Below are 22,958 nucleotides of genomic sequence, written 5' to 3'. Positions count from 1 at the left end.
GTAATTATCATGGCTACAGCGTATAAAACTCCTGGCGTTTATATCGAGGAAATTCCGAAATTCCCTCCGTCCATTGCACCGGTCGAAACCGCGATTCCCGCGTTTATCGGTTACACCGAGAAGGCGGTTAGAAATGGTGAGAGCTTAACTAATAAGCCGTTACGAATCGAGTCCATAGCCGAATATGAATTGTATTTTGGTGGCTCTCCTTCTCAGGACGTTACACTGTATTTGGACACCAATAATCAACTCGTGCGATCGGAAGCCTCCGCCAAGCTTTATTTATACGACAGTTTGAGGTTGTTTTACGCGAATGGCGGCGGCAAGTGTTTTATCGTATCGGTTGGAGCGTTTCCGGATAGCGTGTCCTCCGCCGATTTAGAAGGTGCTCTGAAATGGCTTGAACAAGAAGACGAACCGACACTGATTCTAGCCCCCGACGGTGTTTCGGACGACAATGGTCCATTTGAATTTCAGAAACAGGCCTTAACGCAAGCGAATAAGTTACAAGATCGATTCGTCATTTGCGATCTCACCAAAAGCGTCACAAATACTGAGTTCAATACATCGGTCGCCACCTTCCGAAATAATATCGGCATCAATTTTCTCAAATATGGCGCTGCTTATGGACCGTGGATCAAAGCCAATTTACCCCGTTCTTTGATGCGAAGAAATATTACGCTACTGCGTGACGGCGTTAATACGACGATTAAACTTGCCAATCTAACTGATGATCAACCAACACAAGCGGTCATTGCGGATTTGCTGTTGGTAGAAAGCTTTGTCAATGAAGCCAAATCGATTAAAGACGTATTGAGCGGCGGCGCGGACATTACGCTTGAAGATCGCGCTAAGGAATTACAGGACGACTACAATGCTGCGGTAAGCGATAGCCAAATCAAATCGGCTATTCAAGATATTACGGACTATATCGTGGAAATCATCGTTGAAATCCAAAAACGTTATGAAGCAGCGCCACCGGGTTCCGACAGATTTAAATTACGAACCGAAATCGAAAAATATATCGAAAGCGGGCAGATTAAATCGGCATTTCGAACGGTTGCCGATCATCATTTCTTTCTGGCTGCTTTAACCGGAGATGCCGCAATACCGTTATTGACGGCGAATAATGATCTTGATGATGCCGCGGAGCTTATGGGGTATACCGATGGGGACACTTTATTGGCAACCCCATTGGTAAATGTTTCTGGTAGCTACAGCGGTTTAACTACAGTTAAGCAACGAGCCGATGTTGCTATCAGTCCTATTTTGGCTGCCGTAAACGAAGCGATTACGTTTTTTAATTTTTTGGAAACCACTCAACACAGTTATGAAAAAGCTCTGAACGAAAACTTGATTGCCGGTTTCGGGCTTTATAAAACCTTAGTCACGAAAGCAGCAGAAGCGCTCAATTTATTGCCGCCATCCGGTGCAATAGCCGGCGTTTATGCTGCTGTCGATCGAGATCGCGGGGTTTGGAAAGCGCCGGCTAATGTTAGTTTGAACGCCGTCATCGCGCCGGCTGTAACCATTTCTCACGAGCAACAAGGCGAATTCAATGTCGATCCAAATGGCGGAAAATCGATCAATATTATTCGCGCATTCCTAGGCAAAGGTACACTAGTTTGGGGTGCCCGTACTCTAGCCGGCAACGACAACGAATGGCGTTATGTCAATGTCAGGCGTTTTTTCAATATGGTCGAGGAAAGCACCAAAAAGGCGACCGAACAATTCGTTTTCGAACCGAACGATGCGAATACCTGGGTCAAGGTACAGGCGATGATCGAAAACTTCTTGACCGTGTTATGGCGGCAAGGCGCGTTGCAAGGCATCAAGCCGGAGCATGCCTTTTATGTCGCGGTGGGCTTGGGTAAAACGATGACGCCGCTCGATATATTGGAGGGCCGGATGATTATCGAAATCGGCATGGCGGCGGTTAGACCGGCCGAATTCATCATTCTCAGATTCTCGCACAAAATGCCCGAATCCTGATTTTTGCGGCTTCACCAAGCCGGTGAAATTGTTGTAGACCCTTCATGCTTCGACTTGGCTCAGCACGAACGGTCTACAACACATGCCAACTGCTCTTTTCAGGTTGCAGAGGTTTCGGTGACTCGCTTCACATATTAGGGCAACGCAGGGGCAGTTGCCGAGGAGCAAAAATCTGCCCTGCCGCCGACACCTGTCAATCGAGCAACAAAATAGGGAAGTTATTTATGACCAAATCCTTAGCAAACAAGAGGGAATCATCATGGCGCAAGTCTATCCATTACCGCGTTTTCACTTTCAAGTGGATTGGGGCGGTGCAAAATTGAGTTTTACCGAAGTCACGGGTCTTGTGATGGAGCGTGAAAAGGTCGAGTACCGGCACAGCGACAGCAAGGATTTCAGCAAGATCAGCATGCCCGGATTGATCAAACTCAGCAATATCACGATGAAACGCGGCAAATTCGAAGGCGACTTCGATTATAACGATTGGCTCGACGAAATCGCCAACGAACGAGTCGAAGGCCGCCGCGATGTCGTGATTCGTTTATTGAACGAAAAACACGAACCGGTCGCGGCTTGGTCGGCGACACGTTGTTTTCCGGTCAAGGTCACCGCGCCCGATTTAAAGTCCGACGCCAATGAAGTCGCGATCGAAACCATCGAGGTCGCGCACGAAGGACTCAAACTAATGAAAGTATAACGCCGATGGCCGATTACTATCCGCCGCTCGGCTTTTATTACAAAGTGGAGTTCGGCATCAGCCAAGTGAGCAATGACGTCCGGTTTCAGTCGGTCTCGGGTCTCACCGTGGAATACGATTATGAAAGTTTCAAGGAAGGCGGCGAAAACCGTTTCGAACATAAATTGCCGGTCCGAACCAAGTATGCCGACATGGTCTTGAAACGCGGTATGTTGACCGATTCCGACGTGATCGATTGGTTGCTCGATGCCTTTCGCGACCGTGTGTTCAAGCCCGCGTCGGTCAATGTAATTTTAATGAATGAAAAAAGCGAACCCTTGCGAACTTGGAAAGTCGCTCAGGCGATACCGAAAAAATGGCAGATCGGCGATTTCAACGCCAACGAAAGCGCGGTCGTCATCGAAACGATCGAATTGACCTACCGTTATTTCACAGTGCAAACCTGAGTCCGCCATGCCGATTGAAATCAAAGAACTGCATATCAAAGTCACGGTCAACCCGCCCGAAGAGGGGAACCTTCGGCAAGAACCGGGCAATGCCGGCAGAGGGGGCGCGGCGGGAAATCCGATCGACCAAGATGCCTTGATTGCCGAGTGCGTCGAACAAGTTTTACAGATTCTGCAAAATAAAACGGAGCGCTGATGGCCGAGAACGGGAAACTGGAAAAGATGTTGATACTGGCTTTCTCCGATTCGGAAAAAGCCGAAAGCGGCGGCTTGCTCGAAGCCGACGAAAGCTTCGAGGCCTTGATCAATCCGGAGAGCTATACGCTCGACTATAAGCTCAAGTTTTCCGAATCCGGGCAAGGGCAGGGGACCAGCGGTCAACAATTAAAATACGAATATACCGAACCGGAAGAAATTTCCTTCGAATTTTTATTCGACAATACCGGCATCATCGACGGTAAACCGCGCGACTCGATCGCCGACGACATCAAGGCGTTCAAGGAAGTGTTGACCGGCTATAAAGGCGATGCTCACGAACCGCGGCATTTTAAGCTGGTTTGGGGCGAGCATTCGATTTTTAAGGGGCGGGTCGTCGAAGTCGGCATTACTTACAAACTGTTCAGACCGGACGGTACGCCGATACGGGCATTGGTCAAGGTCAAGTTCAAAAGCAGTATCGAAGAAGAAAAACGCGCCGCGAAAGAAAACAAAAGTTCGCCCGACTTGAGCCACAGCCGCAGAGTCAAGGCCGGCGATACGTTGCCGTTGATGTGTTACAAAATCTACGGCGATCCGCGTTATTACTTGGAAATCGCAAAAATCAACCGATTGGATCACTTCAGGTCGCTCGAACCCGGCCGTGAAATCGTGTTTCCTCCGGTCAACAAAACGGCTCGATCATGAGAAACGAATCCGCCATACCAACGCCGGCCACCCCCGATGTTTGTACGGTGGCTTTATTAATCGACGGCACCGAAATTCCGGGACAATTTCAGGTGCTATCGGTCAGCGTCAAAAAAGAATTGAACCGGATTCCGTCAGCCACGATTCAACTAAAAGACGGCGAAGCGGCGCAAGCCGACTTTCCCGCCAGTAATACCGGATTGTTCATTCCGGGTCAAAAGATCGAAATTCAGTTCGGTTACCGCTCGCAAAACGCCACGGTATTTAAAGGCATGATCGTCAAGCATAGTATCAAGCTCAGAAAAAACGAAAGCCTCTTGATTCTGGACTGCCGGCATGAAGCGGTCAAAATGACGTCCGGCATACACAGCCGCTACTTTACCGAACAAAAAGACAGCGACATTATCGAAACATTATTCGGCGACTACGGCTTGACCGGCACGAGCGATACGACGGAACCGGATTTACAAGAGGTCGTGCAATTCGAATCGACCGATTGGGATTTTATGCTATGCCGGGCCGAAGCGAACGGTTTCGTCGTCAATGTCGGCGACGATGCGATTACCGTCGGCAAGCCCGCAACCGGCGAAGAATCGGTCGTGAAGGTCGGTTACGGTTCGACCCTGTTGGAACTGGATGCCGAAATCGATGCACGTTTGCAAAGTCCCGGAATCAAGGCTACGGCTTGGCATGCGGCCGATCAGGCATTGATCGAAGCCGAAGCTTCCGAACCGAAATCCGCCAGTGCCGGCAATATCGATGCCGAGACATTGGCGGCGATATTAGGCACTGAAATGCATGAAATACGCCATGGCGGCGGATTGAGTCAGCCGGAATTGAAAGCCTGGGCCGATGCGCGTTTGTTGAAGGAACGTCTAGCCAGAATCAGAGGCCGGGCGAAATTTCAAGGCATTGCCGAGGTCATGCCGGGGACCGTGATCGAAGTCAGCGGCATCGGCGAGCGCTTTGCCGGACTGTTTTATGTGTCGGGCGTGCGGCATTGCGTTTCCGGCGGCAACTGGGAAACCGATGCCCAACTGGGCCTAAATCCCGATCTATTTGCCGAAACCTATAACTTACGCCCATTGCCGGCGTCAGGATTATTGCCGTCGGTCTGCGGATTGCAAATGGGCGTCGTGACGGTATTGGAAAACGATCCTAAAGGCGAAGACAGAATAAAGGTTCGGCTGCCGCTGGTCGACACGGCCGATGAAGGCATTTGGGCAAGGCTTGCAACGCTGGATGCCGGCGAAGGGCGAGGAACGTTTTTTCGGCCCGAGATCGGCGATGAAGTCGTGGTCGGATTTCTCGGCGACGATCCGCGTTATCCGGTCGTGTTGGGCATGTGTCACAGCAGTGCGAAACCGGCGCCGGAGCCCGCGAAGGACGACAATCATTTGAAAGGCTATGTCAGCCGCGAAAAGATGGCCTTGACCTTCGACGATGAAAACAAAGTCGTCGTGCTCGAAACGCCGAGCGGCAACCGTCTGAATTTGTCCGAAGACGAGCAGGCTGTCGTGATCGAGGATCAGAACGGCAATAAAGTCACCATGAATGCCGACGGCATCAAGCTCGAAAGCGTCAAAGACTTGATATTACAAGCCGCCGGCGACGTCAAGATCGAAGGCATCAATACCGAACTGAGTGCGCAAGCCGAATTCAAGGCCTCGGGTTCCGGTTCGGCCGAAATTTCCGGCGCCAGCACCACGGTCAAGGGCAGCGCCAGCACCACGATCCAAGGCGGCGTCGTGCAGATCAATTGAGGAGATGAAGCGATGTTACCGGCAGCCAGAATCACCGACATGATCGTCAGCACCGCGACGCAAGGCGCTCCGGTGCCGATCATTCCGCCGGGCGAACCGACCGTTTTGATCGGCGGTTTACCGGCGGCGCGCTTGGGAGATTCGTGCGGAGTCGATGCGATTATCATGGGTTCGGCAACGGTCATGATCGGCGGCATGCCGGCCGCGCGTGTCGGCGATTCGAGCGCTTCGGGCGGCGCGATCCTGCCGCCCGGTATGCCGACAGTATTGATAGGAGGATGACATGAGTTTTCTCGGACGCGGCTGGTCTTTTCCGCCGACATTCAACCGGGCAAGCGGCGGCGTTACGATGCTCGAAGCCGAAGCAGACATCGCTTCGAGCCTTGAGATTCTACTGAGCACCGCGCAAGGCGAGCGCACGATGCTGCCTAGATACGGCTGTAATTTGCAGGAGTTGGTGTTCGAAAATTTAGATACGCGCATGAAAACCTTGATGGCGGACAAAGTGGAATCGGCGATTTTATATCATGAGCCGCGTATCGAACTGGAAAGCGTTCGGCTCGACGATAGCCTGGAGCTCGAGGGCGTGGTATTGATCGAAGTGATCTACCGCGTCAAGGCTACGAACTCGCGCTTCAATTTCGTTTATCCCTATTACAAATTGGAGGGTACCGATATTAACCTAACCGCAGCCGTCAACCTCTTGCCCGATAGCGATTGAATCATGGCCAACTCGGATTGCAAACAAAACACCGATGCCTCGAGGCTAGCGCATGAAGGCAGAAGCCGAGACTTGCGTGTGCCGAAGGCTTTGGATCCGAACCATGTGCCGGTTAATGAACGAGGACCGGAGTACGGCCTGGTGTTTGCAAAAGCCTATTCGGCCTATCTCAATTATTATGACCCGAACAACAGCGTCACCGGCGATTGGCAAAGTTTTTTCGATAAGGATGTCTCGGTGTTGTTGGCTGTCGCCGCGATACAAGACGTCGACGCGTACCGCTCGGCCGTCAAAGCCTATTTCGATTTTTTGAATAATAGCGGCAATCGAACGCAAGCAGAGGCGCTCAAACAACGCGTGGGTTTCTTGTTCAGTATCGCGGCGACCATGGCCAAGCGACTAGACCGCTTGAAAGAAAACTTGCCGGTCGATACGGCGCTGAAAAATCTTTTGCAAAACCGCATACGATCGCAGTCGGCGCAAGGTTTCAAACGGCTTATCGCCTACTACAAGGCTTACGAGAGCGATTTCGGATTGACCGACGACGAGCTGGACGTTGCTGCGGAATTGACGATATTCGGTCAAGAAGCCCAATCCTTCGGCGATATCTATCGAAGGCCCTTTTCGAAAGATTGGATCATCGGCAACTTTCCGGATTGGCCGCATTACATCGACAGCATCGTCAAGGATGCGGGGGGTTTCGGCCCACTGCTTGACCCGTCCAATCCGAATTATTGGTTTTCGATCCATAATTCGATCGCGAGCCACAACCTTTTTACATCGATATTCGATGATTTTTTAAAAATCTATGCGCGCATCGTCGTCGAAGCCAAACAAGAACTGGAAAATTCGTTCATTCAAAACGGCAATCATGAGCCGCATTATGCACTGCTGATCGCCTTTTTACGCTTATTCGAAGGGACTCGGGCCGAGATCAACACCTTGACAGGCCGGCACCTGGATTTTTATTACCGGGACATTTTACAGCTCAAGGAAAAACCCGCCGAACCGCCTCGGGTCCATTTATTGGCCGAATTGGCTAAACATGCCGACAGTCACCGGTTCGATAGCGGCGTGTCGTTCAAGGCCGGAAAGGACGAGTCAGGCATCGAGGCCTTTTTTACGAACGACCGCGATTTCATTGCCAATAAAGCGAAGGTCGCAGAGCTGAAAACCGTATACCGTCATGGCGGCGAAGCGGTCACCGGATTGGGTGTCAATGCGGCTAAACAGTCGGGCCGTTACTATGCCTCGCCGGTTGCCGATTCCGAAGACGGACTGGGGGCGAAACTGACCAACGAAGAACAATCTTGGCATCCGTTTTTCAATAAACGCTATAGCAATGCGCTACTGGAAAGCATTGCGATGCCCGAGGCCGAACTGGGTTTTGCTATCGCTTCGCACTATTTATGGTTGGCGGAAGGAGATCGGATCATCACGCTGGAGTTTCAGTTATCGGGCAGTCCCGCAGGAAACTCGCCCGAATTAAAAAATGCGATTGTTTGCCAATTGACCGGCGAAGACGATTGGTTCGAAATTACCGCTACGACCTTCGTTTTAAGCGGTAATTCGATCACATTCGAGCTTCGCTTGGACGGCGCCGACCCGGCCGTGACGCCTTATTCGGAGAAAGTGCATGCTCGAGGCTTTAAGACGTCGCTGCCGGTCCTGATGATTCGATTGAAGCATCGTGCGGACAGCGTTTTTGCTTATGAAACGTTGCGCGATCCGGTCATCGCCTCGATTCAATTGAGCGTCGACGTAAAAGGCGTGCGCTCGCTTGCCGTATCGAACGATTTCGGTACGGTGGATTTGTCGAAACCGTTTCAACCCTTCGGTGCGCGTCCGGTCAACGGCAACCGGTTGACGATCGGGTCGAGCGAGGTTTTTCAAAAACGTCTCGACTCGGCCAAATTATACATCGAATGGCAAAATCCCCCGTCGTACTATCCGCCGGGCGGATTGTTATTACACGCTTATCCTATTGTATTCAATATCTTAGAAAGCAATGGCGAGCCTCAACCGCCGTTCACCGCGAGTCAAATGGACACTACGTTAAATATCGTTCAAAGCGGCGTACCGACGATTGGGCTAGCCTATTTGAAAGCCGGGCAATGGCAAGCGTCATCGGCTTCGGCTAATTTCGCCGCGACGGAATTCGATTTGACCGATACCGCGCAACATGCCTTCCATCAAGACATCAGTTTTGCGAACAATGCGGTTTATCGCATCGATGATGTCAACGGTTTTGTACGTTTGATTTTTCAAGGGGATTTCGGATTCGACCAATATTTAACGGATTTAACGAATTTTCTGACCGACCAAGAACCTAAACCGGATTCGCATCCCGGCGCGCCGCCGGTCGGACCGTTTATCGAACAGCTTATTATCGATTATCGGGCCTCCCAGGCTATCATGCTGAATTCGGCGTTACCGGACGCCATGCAACAGCGCGAAGTGCATTTTTTCCATATCGGCCCGTTCGGTCAAGCCGAACAACACCCGGCGCTCAATACCGCCAAACAGGTCAATCTGCTGCCACAGTTCGGTTTTATGCGCGATGAACTGACGGTTCATAGCGAAGCCGAATGCTATATCGGCATCGATGGGCTCGAACCGCCGCAAAACCTGTCTCTGCTGTTCCAAGTCGCGGACGGCACGGCCGACCCGTTGACGATCAAACCCGACCCGCATATCCACTGGAACTATCTACGCGGCAACGAATGGATTGCTTTCAAAAAAGACGAAGTCGAGGACGGCACGGGCGGTCTATTGAACTCCGGCATCATCAGGTTTGCACTACCGAACGACGCCGATAACAACAACTCGATTTTGCCCCCCGGCATGCATTGGCTAAGGGCGGCGGTTGCATCGCACAGCGAAGCGGTTTGCCGTTTACAAGCCGTTTCTGCGCAAGCCTTGCAGGCGACCTTTAGCGACCGAGGCAACGATCCCGGCTTCTCGGCGAAACCGCTAAAAGCCGGCACGATAAGTCAGTTGGAGCGGCCAAATGCGGCCGTCAAAAAGATCGAGCAGCCTTTTTCCTCGTTCGGCGGACGCGGCGCCGAAACGCCGGCGGCTTTTTATACGCGCGTCAGCGAGCGTTTGCGTCATAAGGACAGAGCGGTCGCGCTTTGGGATTACGAACACCTGGTTTTGGAAGCCTTTCCGCAAATTTATCGCGTCAAATGCCTGAATCATACTCAGTACGAGCCCGGAGAAAACGGCGATTTCGTCTATCGGGAACTCGCGCCGGGCCATGTTACGCTAGTCGCGATTCCCAATCTGCGATTCCAAACGTATCGCGATCCCCTCAAACCCTATACGAGTCTCGGCTTGCTCGATGAAATCAAGGATTTTTTGAGTTCGCGCGTGCCCTGTTTCGTCAACTTGCATGTCCGCAATCCGCGCTTCGAGACCGTGCATTGCTCGTGTAAAGTCCGTTTTCATGAAGGCTTCGACGAGACGTTTTATCGCAATACGCTACGCCAAGCGATTACCCGGTTTTTGTCGCCCTGGGCTTTTGCGAACGATGCAAAGCCCTCTTTCGGCGGAAAAATTCATCAATCGGTATTGATTCGTTTCATCGAAGAGCAGACTTATGTCGATTATTTGACCGACTTTGTGTTGTATCACGATAGCGGCGGGACGGCAGGAGAAGTTGCGGTCCATGAAGCGGCAGGCTCGACTGCGGCATCGATTTTGGTTTCGGCGCCGGCCGGCGAACACCAAATCGATGTCATCAAACCCGCCGCAGTGCATGAACTCGGCGAAACCTGTCCGTGCGAGCCATGAAAGAGCCTGCCGTTTTCTTACCCCGACTGGATTCGCAAAAGCCTAGCGAAGACTTTTTTGCGTTGCGCCGCGAAGGCATCGGCTATATCGAGCAGGCCGGCAGTCGGCATTGGACCGATTACAACACCCACGATCCGGGCATCACGATCCTGGAAGCCTTATGTTATGCGTTGACCGATATCGCTTACCGAAGCGGTTGGGATATCAAGGACCTATTAACCCTTGAAACCTCGACCGCTGCCGACCCTTTTCCAAGACAAGCTTTTTATACCGCACGCGAGATTTTAACGAGCGGCCCTGTGACGCCGAACGATTTCAGGCGCGTTTTAATCGATTTGGAACCGGTGCGCAATGCATGGATATTTTGTAAGCAATGCGCCTGCGAAACCGATTATTACGTAGTGTGCGACGAAGACCGTTTGGCTTTGTCTTATCGGCAACTCGAACAAGGCGAACTCGATGCGAAAAAAGTCACGGTATCGGGTTTATACGAAGTCTTGCTGGAATTGGAATCCGACCCTGAGTTGGGCGACTTGAATGCCCGCAAAATTCAGAAAATGCGTCATTTTTACGATGCCGAAGGCAGAGTGCAGACCCGAGTCATTGAGCTGCGTTTCCCCGATTTATCCTTGTCCGCTGAGGAGGAATGGCAAGCTTTTTTAGATCATCCGAACGACTATTCGGTCAGCGTACGTATCGGTGCGACCGATGACTATGACGTATTGACCGACCCGTTGTTGGATCAGGCCGGCAAGGATCGCTATTTAAAGAGACATTGGCGGGAATTGTTCTATGTCGATTTTCAAGTCGATTTTCAACAGGAATCGGTGGGATTGACGCTGAATATCGACCATGCCACGCTACGGGTGTTCGGCAATGCCGATGCAAAGGAAGAAACAACGCTGGCCGAACTTGTAGAGTTGCTGGAAGACGTTTCGGATTCGGGAATCGTCGGACTTTACCGGCGCAAAGTGCACAAGATCGCTCAAGCTGTTGAACAGGCCAAGCAGTCATTGCATAAGAGGCGCAATCTCGATGAAGATTTTTGCCGTATCGAAGGTATAGCGCTGGCCGAAATTGCGGTGTGCGCCGATGTCGAAGTGGCCTCCGATGCCGATATCGACCGCGTGCAAGCGCGTATCTGGCAGGAAATCGAACATTACCTGAATCCGCCGATCGCGTTTTACAGTTTGCAAGAATTGCGCGATGAAGGCTTGTCGGTCGAGGCCATTTTTAACGGACCGGCGCTCGACAACGGTTTCATCAAGTCCGAAGATCTGCAACGGGCGATGTTGAAGTCGGAAATCAGAGCGTCCGATATCATTAAGCGTTTAATGGCGATCGACGGCGTTCTGGCGGTCAACAACCTGCTGCTGACCCTCTATGACCCGCAAGGCCGAATCGTCAAAGGCAAGGCCGACCCCATTCAGCAAAACGACGGCAAGCCTTTGTTCGATCCGGATCGAATCAGCGCGGCCTGGTTGCTGATGCTCGACGATCGCAGACAGCCGCGATTTTACCGCGAAGCATCGCGATTCTTGTTTTTTAAAAACGGCCTGCCTTTTCAAGCGAGGCACGACGAAGCCGTCGCGACCTTGCATCAATTGCGCGGCGAAGCCGAACGCCCGAAGATCAAAAATACGCCGAAAGACCTGCCGTTGCCGAAGGGAATGTACCGAGATCCCGGCCATTATTTTTCGATACAAAACGAATTTCCGCAGAGCTATGGCATCGGCCCCGAAGGCCTGCCCAGCCATGCGTCCAAATTACGCCGGGCTCAAGCCAAACAATTGAAAGCCTATTTGCTGGTATTCGAGCAATTCTTGGCCAATCAAATAGCACAGCTAGCGCAAAGTACCGATTGTTTTTCGTTGGACCCCGGTATACGTCAAACCTATTTTATCAAGGAGTTAACGCAAGATATCATCGACGGTTACGACGATCTGGTCGCCGATTTGGATAAAGAAAAACTTGAAAAGCTGATCGAGTCCGAACCGGAATTCTTGCAGCGGCGTAACCGGTTTCTCGATCACTTATTGGCCCGTTTCGGCGAACAGTTATCCGACTACACCTTATTGCTAAGCGACCTTGCCGGCCGTCAAAAAGCGCAAGCATCCTTGATCGATACCAAACTCGCCCTGCTCAAAGGACTGCCGGAAATTAGCCGGTACCGTTACCGGTCGTTCGACACTACCGGCGAAGCTTGCGCGCAAAAGCAATATCCGGTTCTGAAAAAACGCGTCAATCTGCTGCTGGGCATTGCCGATCTGAAGATGACATTGTCGCCATTGGAAACCATCGCCGGCAAGACCGAAATCGCTTTTGAATTGATGGATTGGAATAATCGGCCCTGGTTGACCGGGACGCTTGAGCTTGACGCATACGCTGCATCGAACACCGCCGCTTACCGTACGGTCGTCAAGCAAATGAGCGACCCTGAAATTTATCGGATAGATGAGCAGACTCATCGATTAACGCTTGAGGAGGATACGATCGTATTGCGCGCCGCTCATCCGGATGATTTGACGACAGAGGCCGAGGCGCAAAAGATCAAGGCCGTTTTACTGAATTGGAGCGCGCACCAACGAACGATCCTGGTCGAACATGTGCTGCTCAGACCGAAGTTTCCCGGCGACGCGCTTTATCCCGTATGCTCTGAAGGCGTATGTAAAACCTGCGGCTTTGAGGACCCTTATTCGTTTCGTTTAACCTGGGTCATGCCGGGCTGGACCTCGCCGTATAACGTCAACTTGGATTTGCGAGCGTTTGCCGAACGCACGATACGCCAAGAAACGCCGACGCACTTATTGAGCAAAATCTGTTGGGTCGGCAATAAAAGGATTATCGACAATCCCTGCGAACCGCTCGTGAACGAGTTGGCCGCGCTATTGCTCGAACAAAACCAGGCTACGGAAGAGGAGTCCTGCGACTGTGCAAAAGCGATTTACAGTGATTTCAGCCGAGTCTTCAATGACTGGTACCACGGCAAAACGCTGGATTATTTCGATCCGGACGTTTTACGGGCGCAGCTGGCAAGCGAATTCGAGTCGATCCTGAATCCCGGCGGGATAGAGTGTGCCGCGGCGATCGGCGCCGTTTTATGGAACACTATCGTTTCTCGGTTGACCGAACATTTTGCTGAAATCGCCCGTTACGGCCGGCAGTTCGAACGTTTCGAAACGGCTTGGTGCTTGTGGCTTGAAGCGAACGCCTCGATCAATTGGACCGAACAGCGCCTGCAGGAAAGAGTCGAAGCCTTGTTGGCCGAGGCTTTGCTCGATGGAGACGAAACGACGTTGTGCCGATGCGCCGCCGGCATTCTTGCCGATTACGGCACGGCGTTTTCCGATTGGCTGAACGGCTATGTCGAAAACGGCTTGGAACCGCCGGAAGATTTGTCATCGTTCGAGCCGGCACCGATCGTGCTATGTTCCGATGCTCAATTTAAAACCGGTACCGAAGACGAATTGAAAGCCTTGCTTGATAAGCATTATCAACGCTATATCGAAGTGTCTTACCGGCTGAGAATCGTGGTCAATTTGCTGGCCGATCTGAAATCTATATACCCCGAAGCGACTCTGCACGACTGCGACGACGGCAGCGATCATAATCCGGTACGGCTCGATAAAACGGCCCTCGGTTCGCTCAATGCCGTACCACGGCCCTTTGAAAACCCATGAATACGGTCAAAACGTCATGAAAGCTGAATACGATCAATTTCCAATTTTCGAAGCCAATCAGGTGTTGAGCAACCGGCATCTGAATCAGGTATTTAATTACTTGGACGAGCAAAACCGGCTGACGCGTTCGAACCTGATCGGTATCGGTATCGTATGCGGTTTCGAAATCGAATACACGACGTCTCCGGAAGCGGTTATTCGGCTATCGAAGGGCGTCGGTATCACTTCGAAAGGCTATTTGGTCAGCGAAGCCGACGATATCGAACTGAGCGCCTATCGTTCATACACGCTGCCCAACGATATCGGGTATGCCTCCTTCGAAGGCCATCCGATTTGGGAACTGTTCCCGAACGGCGAGCCGAATACCCAAGCCTTGAATCAACCGTCCGGTTTCTTGAACGATAAGGCGCTGCTGCTGTTTTTGGAGTTGAAAAAGGCCCCGCTGCGCAATTGCAGTCCGAATAATTGCGACGACAAAGGATCGTCGGTGACGGTCACGCTTAGGCGTTTGTTGATCAAACGCACCGATTTAGCCGACATCATTGCCGCGCTCAACGGCCTCGATGCGGGTCTGAGTTCCGCCGATTTGGAAAATCAATTGGCCGAACGTTTCAATTTGCCGGATTTGCGTTTGCCGAATATCAGCGTGCCAAGTACGTCCTTGGCGACTTCGCAGCAGGTCTTGGCTGCATTTCACGCTGTTTTTTCCTCTTCCGGCTTGGCCGCTAAAGTCGGCGAGGCCTTATCGGCCGCGTATCGAGCCTTTAAACCGCTCGTCGAGAACGATTATCCGAACGATCCGTTCGAAGGCTTCGACGCGAAATTCGGTTTTTTGAATAGCCAACCCGATTCGGCCGAACAAGTTTTGTTTCTACCGTATTATTACGATTGTTTCGACGACTTGTTGTCCGCTTACGACGAATTCCGCTGGCAAGCGGCTGAGTTGATTTGTTTATGCGGCCCGCCGGCAGAGTTGTTTCCACGGCATTTAATGGTGGGTTTATTGTTTCCCGAAGCCGTCGCCGAGCCCGGCTATTACCGGCATCGTTTTTTGCCGTCTCCTGCGGTCGGCGCCTGTACAGAGCAAACCCGAACGCTACAACAGTTGTTCGCGCGTTTGGTCGAGATGGTCGAGCGGTTTTCGAATAAGCCGCCATTAACGAACGATGCAACGCAGCAGATCAAGATAACGCCTAGCCGTTTGGGCTCCGTCGCATTATCGGAGAAGGCGATCCCTTACTATTATTTGCAAAACGGCAATCCGCCGTTGTATCGCTTATGGAATCCGGTTATGACCCGGCGCGGTCGGGCCGCGCAAAATCTAGGCTACCGCGCCTTTGAATATGCTTCGCAAGCGTTCGTGCTCGATCCGCTGCGTTTCGATCTTGAACCTTACAATTTTTTGCGCATTGAAGGACACTTAGGCAAGCCCTATCAGAATGTACTGGAAAACCTATTGCAGCACAAAGATCGCTACCGATTGCCGATACAAATCATGGCATTGCGTACCGGAGCGTTCGAAGAATCCGGAACAGTCGATCTTAAAGAGCATGCCTGTTATTTCGAGGATTTGCTGACGCTCTACCGAGCCTACAAGCGAGAAATTTTATGCGCGTCTTCTAAGGCGCTATCGGCCTTGTTGAACAAAAACATCGGCCGGCAAGCTCTCTCCGCCGAAAGCCGCATAGCAAGACTCGATCGGCAGCCAGGTACTCTGGGCGCCTTATTCGCCGAAAAATATCAGGGACGTGATGTGTGCGATTTGGTCGATATCGGCGAACCCCCTTTGATGAATGCCGCGATTCGGTCGGTGGGGTATCTGTACAAATTCGAACATCTATTGGTCGAGGATCTCGCCGAAATCGACTGGCCATCATTGCAGCAAAACATGGAAGGGCTTAAACAATGGACGGCCGAAATCGAAAAACAGCGGGAAGGCGATGAAACCGCAGGCGAACTCGATTGGAAAGCGCTTTCTCTTGTCTTGAAATCGATGCTTGATCAATGCAAGCTCGAAGCCCTGGAACTCATAGAAGAAGAGTTGTTGCGTCGGGTTCGCGAAGTCAAGAAAAAACGCTTTCTGAGCCATTTTTTACAAAAACATCCGGGTATCCGCCATAAAGCCGGCGTGCCCATCGGCGGCACATTCGTGTTGGTCTATCACCAGACGTCCAAATCCGAAGCAAAATCTGGGGTATCCGCAGTGAAAAATGTTGCCGCCCCAGCATTAACCGTTGAAGGCATGCAGCCATCCGTTGCACATACAAGAGTGAAGGCGGCGGCCGATAGGCTGAAAAACAATCCCGCATTGGCGAACGATCAAGATTTGCAATGGCTACTTGAAACCGTGACCGGAAGACCGTTTCGTCCGGAGACAGCAGCGCCGTCGAACTGGCAAAAACTCTTGGATGCGGTTGTCGGTCAATTACCGGACGGCTCGGTCATCGCCGATTTTTATCTGCCTTATTTGTGCTGTTCGGACTGCGCGCCGATTCAATTCGTCTTGCCAAAATCGCCGCCGACCTTCGATATTGAAGTGGGCTGCACGAATCCTAACCATCAAGCGGAAGTTTCCGTGATACCGCTGAGCGGCAAAGCGCCTTATCGCTTGCAACTAAACAATCAAGCCTTTGAGCCTTTAACCGATAAGCCGCTGATATTAAACACGGGCGCTCATCGCATGCGCATCATCGATGCCGACGATAGCGAGTCGACGGTGCGCGAAATCGTGATCGCCGAGTCTTTACTTTTGCTCGAACCGGAATATCGATGCACCGATGCCGGTGCCTATATCGCGACTATGCGAATTACCGGCGGCACGCCGCCGTATTCGGTGAATGGCGAAATGCTAAGCGCCAGTGAGTTCGTTTCACCGCCGACAGCGAGCGGCCAAACACTGCCGGTCGAGGTCGTGGACCGTAATCAATGCAGCGTCAGAACCGAATTGGTCTTCGTTTGCGAAGCGGAATGCGATTTACCGTGCGAAGGTTTGTCGCGGCGCTGCGCTTATCGTTTATGGCTGCAAGCGCCCGGTCCGGAAACGCCTTATGAAGTAGTTCGACTAAGCGGCAATTTGATCCATTTCCGCTTCAATGGTCAAAATTTCGAGATAGGTGCAGAAAAAGTCTTTGCGGATGTCACAGCGGCTAACTTGAATCAATCTTTCGATAATACGATAGGCGGAGCCATTAAAATACTGAACGCATCGATAGAAGAAGTGTTGGTCGACGAATTCGGCGAGGCGGGCAGGGGGCGCCTGATCGTCTCATACGAGCCGGACGAAAAGGAACCGTTCTCGGTCTTGCGAATCGAGCATTTTGTTTGCGAACGCTTCAGTCTGGAATGGGCCATGAGCTATGGGCAACCGGCGCCGGTCTTCGATATTAGCGTGCGCTATAGCAATGAGCCGTTGCCTAACGGCAATGCGTTCTTCAACGGTGTGATCCTACGAGACCGCAGGCGCAATACCGAAACCCGGATTCCGGCCTTCGACTGCAGCGAACGCAATCAATGCGTGGACGGCGAATTCAGAAGGCTTTGCGACGGCCCTGATATCCGGCCCACGATAACATTCGAGTCGGTTGGTACAAACCGAATGAGTTTCTCGGGAGGCGTCGAAGGGAGAGCATCGCCTCCAATCATTGCCTGGATATGGGATTTTCCATCTGCTCGAACGTCAGAACCGCTATATGCCGGCGAAAAAGTCGAAGTTGAGTTCGAGAGCCTTGGACCTAGCGCAAGACTCACCGTAATCACTGCGAACGGCTGCCATTACGTTACCGAACGAACCTTATTGCTCCGATGAACGCAGTGATTCGATGCTATGCGCTCGATGCCGAAACGACCGGCTCCGATGCGGACGGCGTCGAATTACAACGCCTATTGACTCGCTTGACTCACGACAAAATTGTTCAAATTCTCGACGGTGTTTTGGAGCGTTGTTCATCGCCGAACGATTATCTGTATCTCGAACGCTTGACGATCGATGTCGGAAGCATCGAATTGGATAATCTGGAAAGCGAGTTACCGAAAAGAATTGCTACCAATCTGGAAAGCGCCTTAGCCGATATTAGCGCTTCGCATACCGACGATTCGCGGGCGCTCATCGCCGGCGGAAATTATCGGCAATCGAGACAACAAGCCGTAAACAAAGCACTGTTGTTTTTTTTGAGGATAGGGCGTTTGCCTTGGTCGTTCCGTTTGCCGACCGGTCAAAATTTGGAACAGGTTTTGACCGAAAACTGGCGTGATAACGAGTCCGCCTTGGGTGGCCGGCATTTCAGTAAGGCGCTGATCGGAGTTTTACGAGACGATGCGGCTAGAATCCGTTTGCTTCGGCAGTTTTCGACGGATTTCGTTGCCCGCTTGTTAGTTCGTTATTTTCCGGAAACCGCTGTCGTTTTCGAGAAAATACGGCAAGACTTAACGGATTCCGTACCGCCCGCGACTGCCGAAGACGACCGCTTAAGAACTGTTGTGCAGAACCTGTTGGTCATATTGTCGTCGGGTCAAGCCGTTAGCCAAACGATGCTGGACGAAATAGATGCAATTGTTAAAGACCGATACGACGCAAACTACGCACTGGATCGGCGTTTCGCAGGGAAACAGCAACATCAAGTGTCTCGGAGAAGCGATTCGGCATCACGGTCCCAAACACCCTCGACACATCGGCAGGAAGATGAGCTACTAGCGCATTCATCGTATCCCTTCGACGATCCGGATATCGACGAAGGCGTCTATGTCGATAATGCCGGCTTGGTGTTGCTGCATCCATTTTTGCCGCAACTGTTTACCGCATCGACTTGTTTGCAAGACTATAAAATTGTTAAAACCGGCAGGGCCTTGGCGCTTTTACATTATCTGGCAACCGCAGAAACAGTTGCACACGAATACGACTTGGTATTACCTAAGGTACTGTGCAATATCGACTTGCCCGTGCCGGTCGAAACCCTAACGGAACTGAGTCTCGAAGAACGAAGCGAAGCCGATGAATTATTGACTGCCGTGGTGAAACATTGGGACGTATTACGAAATACCTCGATCGACAGTTTACGAGGAACGTTTATTCTGAGGCCCGGAAAACTGATGCGGCGCGGCGATGGCGACTGGCAACTGCATGTCGAATATCGAAGCTGCGACATTTTACTGGATAGCCTGCCTTGGAACATTGCAACGATTAAGCTGCCGTGGATGCAAAACCTGCTTTGGGTGGAGTGGAGCCTATGAAGACCGGTGTAAAAAAATCATCCGGCACTGTTTCGAAACCGGCCAATCAAGCTTTTTTTGCCAAGGCCGGTTCGAGCGGATTTTTTGCGGCCGCGAACGAACCGAAAGCGCCGGCCGTGCAATTGAAAATGACGGCCAACAAACCCGGCGACAAATTCGAAAATGAGGCCGATAACATGGCCGATAAGGTCATGAAGATGCCGGCGCCGGAAGAGCGAGTGCAAAAGGCGGAATTACCGGAGGAAAAAGTTCAGAAACAAGAAGAGCCTCTTCAAAAAGCCGAGCTTCCCGAAGAAAAAGTCCAAAAACAAGAGGAAGAACCACTCCAAAAAGCCGAAGAGCCCGAGCGAACGATACAAAAGCAAGAAGACGAAACACTGCAAAAGGCTGAAAGACCTGAAGACAAACTACAAAAGGCGGAAGCTCCTGAAGAAAAATTGCAAAAGCAAGAGGAAGAGCCCTTACAAAGGGCTAAAGCTCCCGACGAAGAACTGCAGAAAGCCGAATCAAGCGACGAAGAGATCCGAAAAAAAGAAGAAGACCAATTACAACGCAAAGGCGACGGCGCGCCCGGCGTCAGTAGCCAAGTCCAATCGGCGATTCATAATAAAACCACCGGCGGCGAGGCTTTATCCGGCGATATCCGAGGCTTCATGGAGCCTCGCTTCGGCGCCGACTTTAGCAACATTAGGATTCATCACGACGCCGAAGCCGGCGGCTTAAGCAACCGACTCAGCGCGAAAGCCTTTACCTACCGTAATCACATATTCTTTTCCCACGACCAATACCGGCCCGGTACCGGAGAAGGTAAGCAACTGCTTGCACACGAACTGACCCATACGATACAACAGGGCGCCGCCGTGCAGCGGAGTCCGCAGGTGACAACGACTGCAACGCATCCTGCGCTACAACGCAGTTTTTTACCGGATCCGCGCGATTTCATTGCCAGAAAGGCTGCGTTGATACCGGGCTTCCCGATGTTGACCGTGGTGATCGGCATGAACCCGGTGACCGGTGCGGCTGTCGATCGCAGTCCGGGCAACATCATGCGGGGAGTCATCAGTCTGCTGCCCGGAATCGGCCCGGTTATCAATCAAGCCTTGGATAATCATGGAATCTTTTCGAAAATAAGCGACTGGGTTTATCAGCAATTCGATGCACTCAAGGAAATGGGGAGCGGTATTTGGGAAAGCGTTAAACAATTTATCAAAGAGCGATCGATTACCGATATCAAAAATCTGGATGCTGTTTGGGAGCAGGGCAAGCGCCTAATTACCGGACCAATAGACAAAGTAAAATCTTTTGCCGCCGGTCTCGTCGGCGGAATTGCCGGTTTGATCAAGGATGCGATTCTCAATCCGATTGCCGAGTTTGCGCGCAGTCAAACGAATGCTTATCCGTTGTTGTGCTCTGTTCTCGGCAAGGATCCGATTACCGGCGATAAGGCGCCGGACGATGCCGAGGCGTTGATCGGCGGATTCATGAATTTGATTAATCAGGGCGATGTCTGGGCCAAGATTCAGGAAGCGAATGCAGTGCCACGCTGCATGGCTTGGTTCAAAAAATCGATGCAAACGGTCAAAACTTTTGCCGTACAAATTCCGGGGCTTTTTATTGCCTCGTTCAAGGCATTGGAAATCAAGGATATTATTTTGATTCCGCTCGCGTTCGGAAAACTGGCCAAGGTTTTCGGCTCGTTTGCGGGTCAATTCATCGGTTGGGCGGGAAGCGCCTTGTGGAATCTGCTGGAGATTATTTTTGACACCGTTAAGCCCGGCGTAATCGGTATCGTCAAGCGTACCGGCGGTGCACTGAAAGCGATTTTAAAAAATCCGTTACCTTTCGTCGGTAATTTGGCTGCGGCCGGTAAATTGGGTTTTCAACAGTTCGCCGGCAATTTTCTAGGACATCTCAAAAAAGGGCTGTTCGAATGGCTAACCGGTTCATTGCCGAGTGTTTATATCCCTGCATCGTTTGCATTGGGCGAGATTGCGAAGTTCGTGTTTTCGGTGTTGGGATTAACTTGGCAAAATATGCGCGTCAAATTAGTCAAAGTGCTCGGCGAAAAAACCGTTCAGGCGCTCGAAACCGGTTTCGACATCGTCAAAACATTGGTCACGCAAGGACCTGCTGCCGCATGGGATAAAATCAAGGATCAGCTTTCGGACCTCAAGGACACCGTGATCGGTGGAATTATAAGTATGGTTGTCGACATGGTCGTCAAAAAGGCTGTTCCCAAGATCGTTTCAATGTTTATACCGGGTGCCGGTTTCATTTCGGCTATTTTGTCCATTTACGATCTAGTGATGGTCGTCGTGCAGAAATTGTCGAAAATCGCCCAGGTCGGCGCCGCATTCATCGGTTCGATCGTTCAAATCGCCGCCGGCAACATCGGTGCGGCGGCCAAACGCGTCGAATCGGTACTGGCCGGCATGTTGTCGCTGGCCATCAGTTTTCTCGCCGGCTTCGCAGGTTTCGGTAAAGTCGCCGATAAAGTCATGGGAGTAATCAAAAAAGTTCGCGTGCCGATTGATAAGGCGTTGGATAAGTTGATTGGCTGGATCGTCAGCAGGGCTAAGGCTTTGTTTGCGAAGTTCTTTGGCGGGAAAAGCAAATCGGATGAGCGAACCGATGCTCAGAAACAAGCGGATTTAGGCAAAGCAATGAGTGAAGTCATTCCCATGATGGAAAACCATCAACTATCGCGTAATAAAAAAGTGTCTAACCTGATGCTAATAAAGCAAAAATACAGAATGTCTAAATTGGAATTTGTTACTGAGTCACGGAAAGGAGCTACAGAGAAATTTCATGTTGAAGCGGAAATCAACCCTAAAGCTAAGTCGCCGACGATGATGGATACTGTGCTACCTAGGGAAATGATTAAGCTTCCTACACAAACTATTGGTGTTCCGATACCTCGCCCTAAATCCGGTGGTGCTGAAAATGTATTATCTGGACCGGAGAAGACCGGACAAACTGGCAAGCATCGTTCTCATATCTTTGGTCCTATTATTGGGCATGATTTATCTGAGGGGATGTCTTATGCTCCTAAGTTGGTCAATCTGAGTTACATGGAGCACGGAATAGAAACGTTTATGAAACATCTCGTTGAAATAGAACCTCCAGGCGTGGTATTCAAATTGAGTCCGGCTATTCGTAGAAAAAGAACGGCTGTATTGGAAGAAGTTAATTATGTTGTGACTGCACATAAGGGTGAGGAGAAAGCGACAATTTGCGATATTACGATTGAGCTTGATTACACCAAAAGTGAAAACAATCCCAAAGTTCTACTTTCCGTAGAACTTGTCGGGCGTTTGTTCGGGTGATATCAAGGCTATGTTCGTATTAATAGTTGAAAAATCCGCAAGCCAGAGTTTGCCGTCAGGATGTCCCAAACCGGAATTTGTGACATAGCATAAAAGATTTTTGGTTCCCAATGTATACACAAGACCGGTAAAGGTGCTGAACAGAGGTTATCGAATACCTGGGAATGGTACTATTTGAAAAATCTGTGGATATTGAAAGTCAATCGTGACGAATGCGTTGTTCCCACAAAGGGCTGGATGCTCTGTGGGAGCAGATCCCCTGATCGCGATTTCGAGGTCGAGAGTGTTAAGCGAAAATAAATGGTATCGAGGCCTCATTGGCTGATATTGCAAAAGGGGAATTTATGACTTATGTATAACGATGAGCGGTACTCCGTGGAAACGCATACCTTCGCTGCCGAGGCAAGAA

Annotated in this window: 13 protein-coding genes; all 13 read left to right on the top strand. The window is 51.2% G+C overall.

Features of this window, described 5'->3' with window-relative positions; all coding sequences use genetic code 11:
* Positions 1 to 9: 9 nt before the first annotated feature.
* The 13 genes from EQU24_RS10975 (at position 10) to EQU24_RS10915 (ending at position 22,549) form a co-directional block, all read left to right on the top strand.
* The gene (locus EQU24_RS10975; protein WP_017839462.1) at positions 10 to 1,992 is read left to right on the top strand and encodes a phage tail sheath C-terminal domain-containing protein; all 1,983 of its coding nucleotides are present in this window, start codon (positions 10 to 12) and stop codon (positions 1,990 to 1,992) included.
* Between the two features lie 259 nt (positions 1,993 to 2,251).
* The gene (locus tag EQU24_RS10970; RefSeq protein ID WP_014148652.1) at positions 2,252 to 2,689 is read left to right on the top strand and encodes a phage tail protein; all 438 of its coding nucleotides are present in this window, start codon (positions 2,252 to 2,254) and stop codon (positions 2,687 to 2,689) included.
* Between the two features lie 5 nt (positions 2,690 to 2,694).
* Positions 2,695 to 3,135, top strand: coding sequence for a phage tail protein (locus EQU24_RS10965; protein WP_014148651.1), 441 nt, complete (start codon positions 2,695 to 2,697; stop codon positions 3,133 to 3,135).
* Positions 3,136 to 3,142: 7 nt separating this feature from the next.
* On the top strand, positions 3,143 to 3,331 hold the full coding sequence (locus EQU24_RS10960) for a DUF5908 family protein (RefSeq protein WP_017839463.1): 189 nt from the start codon (positions 3,143 to 3,145) through the stop codon (positions 3,329 to 3,331).
* On the top strand, positions 3,331 to 4,038 hold the full coding sequence (locus EQU24_RS10955; RefSeq protein WP_017839464.1) for a CIS tube protein: 708 nt from the start codon (positions 3,331 to 3,333) through the stop codon (positions 4,036 to 4,038). The genes EQU24_RS10960 and EQU24_RS10955 overlap by 1 nt, the downstream gene beginning before the upstream one ends.
* Positions 4,035 to 5,801 (top strand): type VI secretion system tip protein VgrG, encoded by a 1,767-nt coding sequence (gene vgrG / locus EQU24_RS10950; RefSeq protein WP_017839465.1) that lies wholly within the window; start codon positions 4,035 to 4,037, stop codon positions 5,799 to 5,801. The genes EQU24_RS10955 and vgrG overlap by 4 nt, the downstream gene beginning before the upstream one ends.
* A gap of 12 nt (positions 5,802 to 5,813) precedes the next feature.
* Positions 5,814 to 6,083: a PAAR domain-containing protein gene (locus EQU24_RS10945; protein WP_014148647.1), complete on the top strand. Its 270-nt coding sequence runs from the start codon at positions 5,814 to 5,816 to the stop codon at positions 6,081 to 6,083.
* 1 nt (position 6,084) lies between these two features.
* A complete protein-coding gene (locus tag EQU24_RS10940) occupies positions 6,085 to 6,522 on the top strand; it encodes a GPW/gp25 family protein (protein WP_017839466.1) in 438 nt (145 codons plus the stop codon).
* A gap of 3 nt (positions 6,523 to 6,525) precedes the next feature.
* Entirely contained in the window at positions 6,526 to 10,317 is a 3,792-nt protein-coding gene (locus EQU24_RS10935; protein ID WP_017839467.1) for a baseplate J/gp47 family protein, read from the top strand.
* Positions 10,314 to 13,997 (top strand): hypothetical protein, encoded by a 3,684-nt coding sequence (locus EQU24_RS10930; RefSeq protein ID WP_017839468.1) that lies wholly within the window; start codon positions 10,314 to 10,316, stop codon positions 13,995 to 13,997. Before EQU24_RS10935 ends, EQU24_RS10930 begins: the two co-directional genes overlap by 4 nt.
* A 16-nt stretch (positions 13,998 to 14,013) precedes the next feature.
* Complete coding sequence (locus EQU24_RS10925) at positions 14,014 to 17,802, top strand: hypothetical protein (protein WP_138767152.1); 3,789 nt, start codon at positions 14,014 to 14,016, stop codon at positions 17,800 to 17,802.
* Positions 17,799 to 19,223 carry a contractile injection system tape measure protein gene (locus EQU24_RS10920; RefSeq protein WP_017839470.1) on the top strand — a complete coding sequence of 475 codons (1,425 nt, stop codon included), beginning with the start codon at positions 17,799 to 17,801 and terminating at the stop codon, positions 19,221 to 19,223. Before EQU24_RS10925 ends, EQU24_RS10920 begins: the two co-directional genes overlap by 4 nt.
* Complete coding sequence (locus EQU24_RS10915) at positions 19,220 to 22,549, top strand: eCIS core domain-containing protein (protein WP_017839471.1); 3,330 nt, start codon at positions 19,220 to 19,222, stop codon at positions 22,547 to 22,549. Before EQU24_RS10920 ends, EQU24_RS10915 begins: the two co-directional genes overlap by 4 nt.
* The last annotated feature ends 409 nt before the right edge of the window (positions 22,550 to 22,958 follow it).

The sequence above is a fragment of the Methylotuvimicrobium buryatense genome (assembly GCF_005931095.1).
Classification (GTDB): domain Bacteria; phylum Pseudomonadota; class Gammaproteobacteria; order Methylococcales; family Methylomonadaceae; genus Methylotuvimicrobium; species Methylotuvimicrobium buryatense.
Note: the sequence above shows the minus strand (reverse complement) of the source record. Positions and strands in the feature narration are given on the sequence as shown.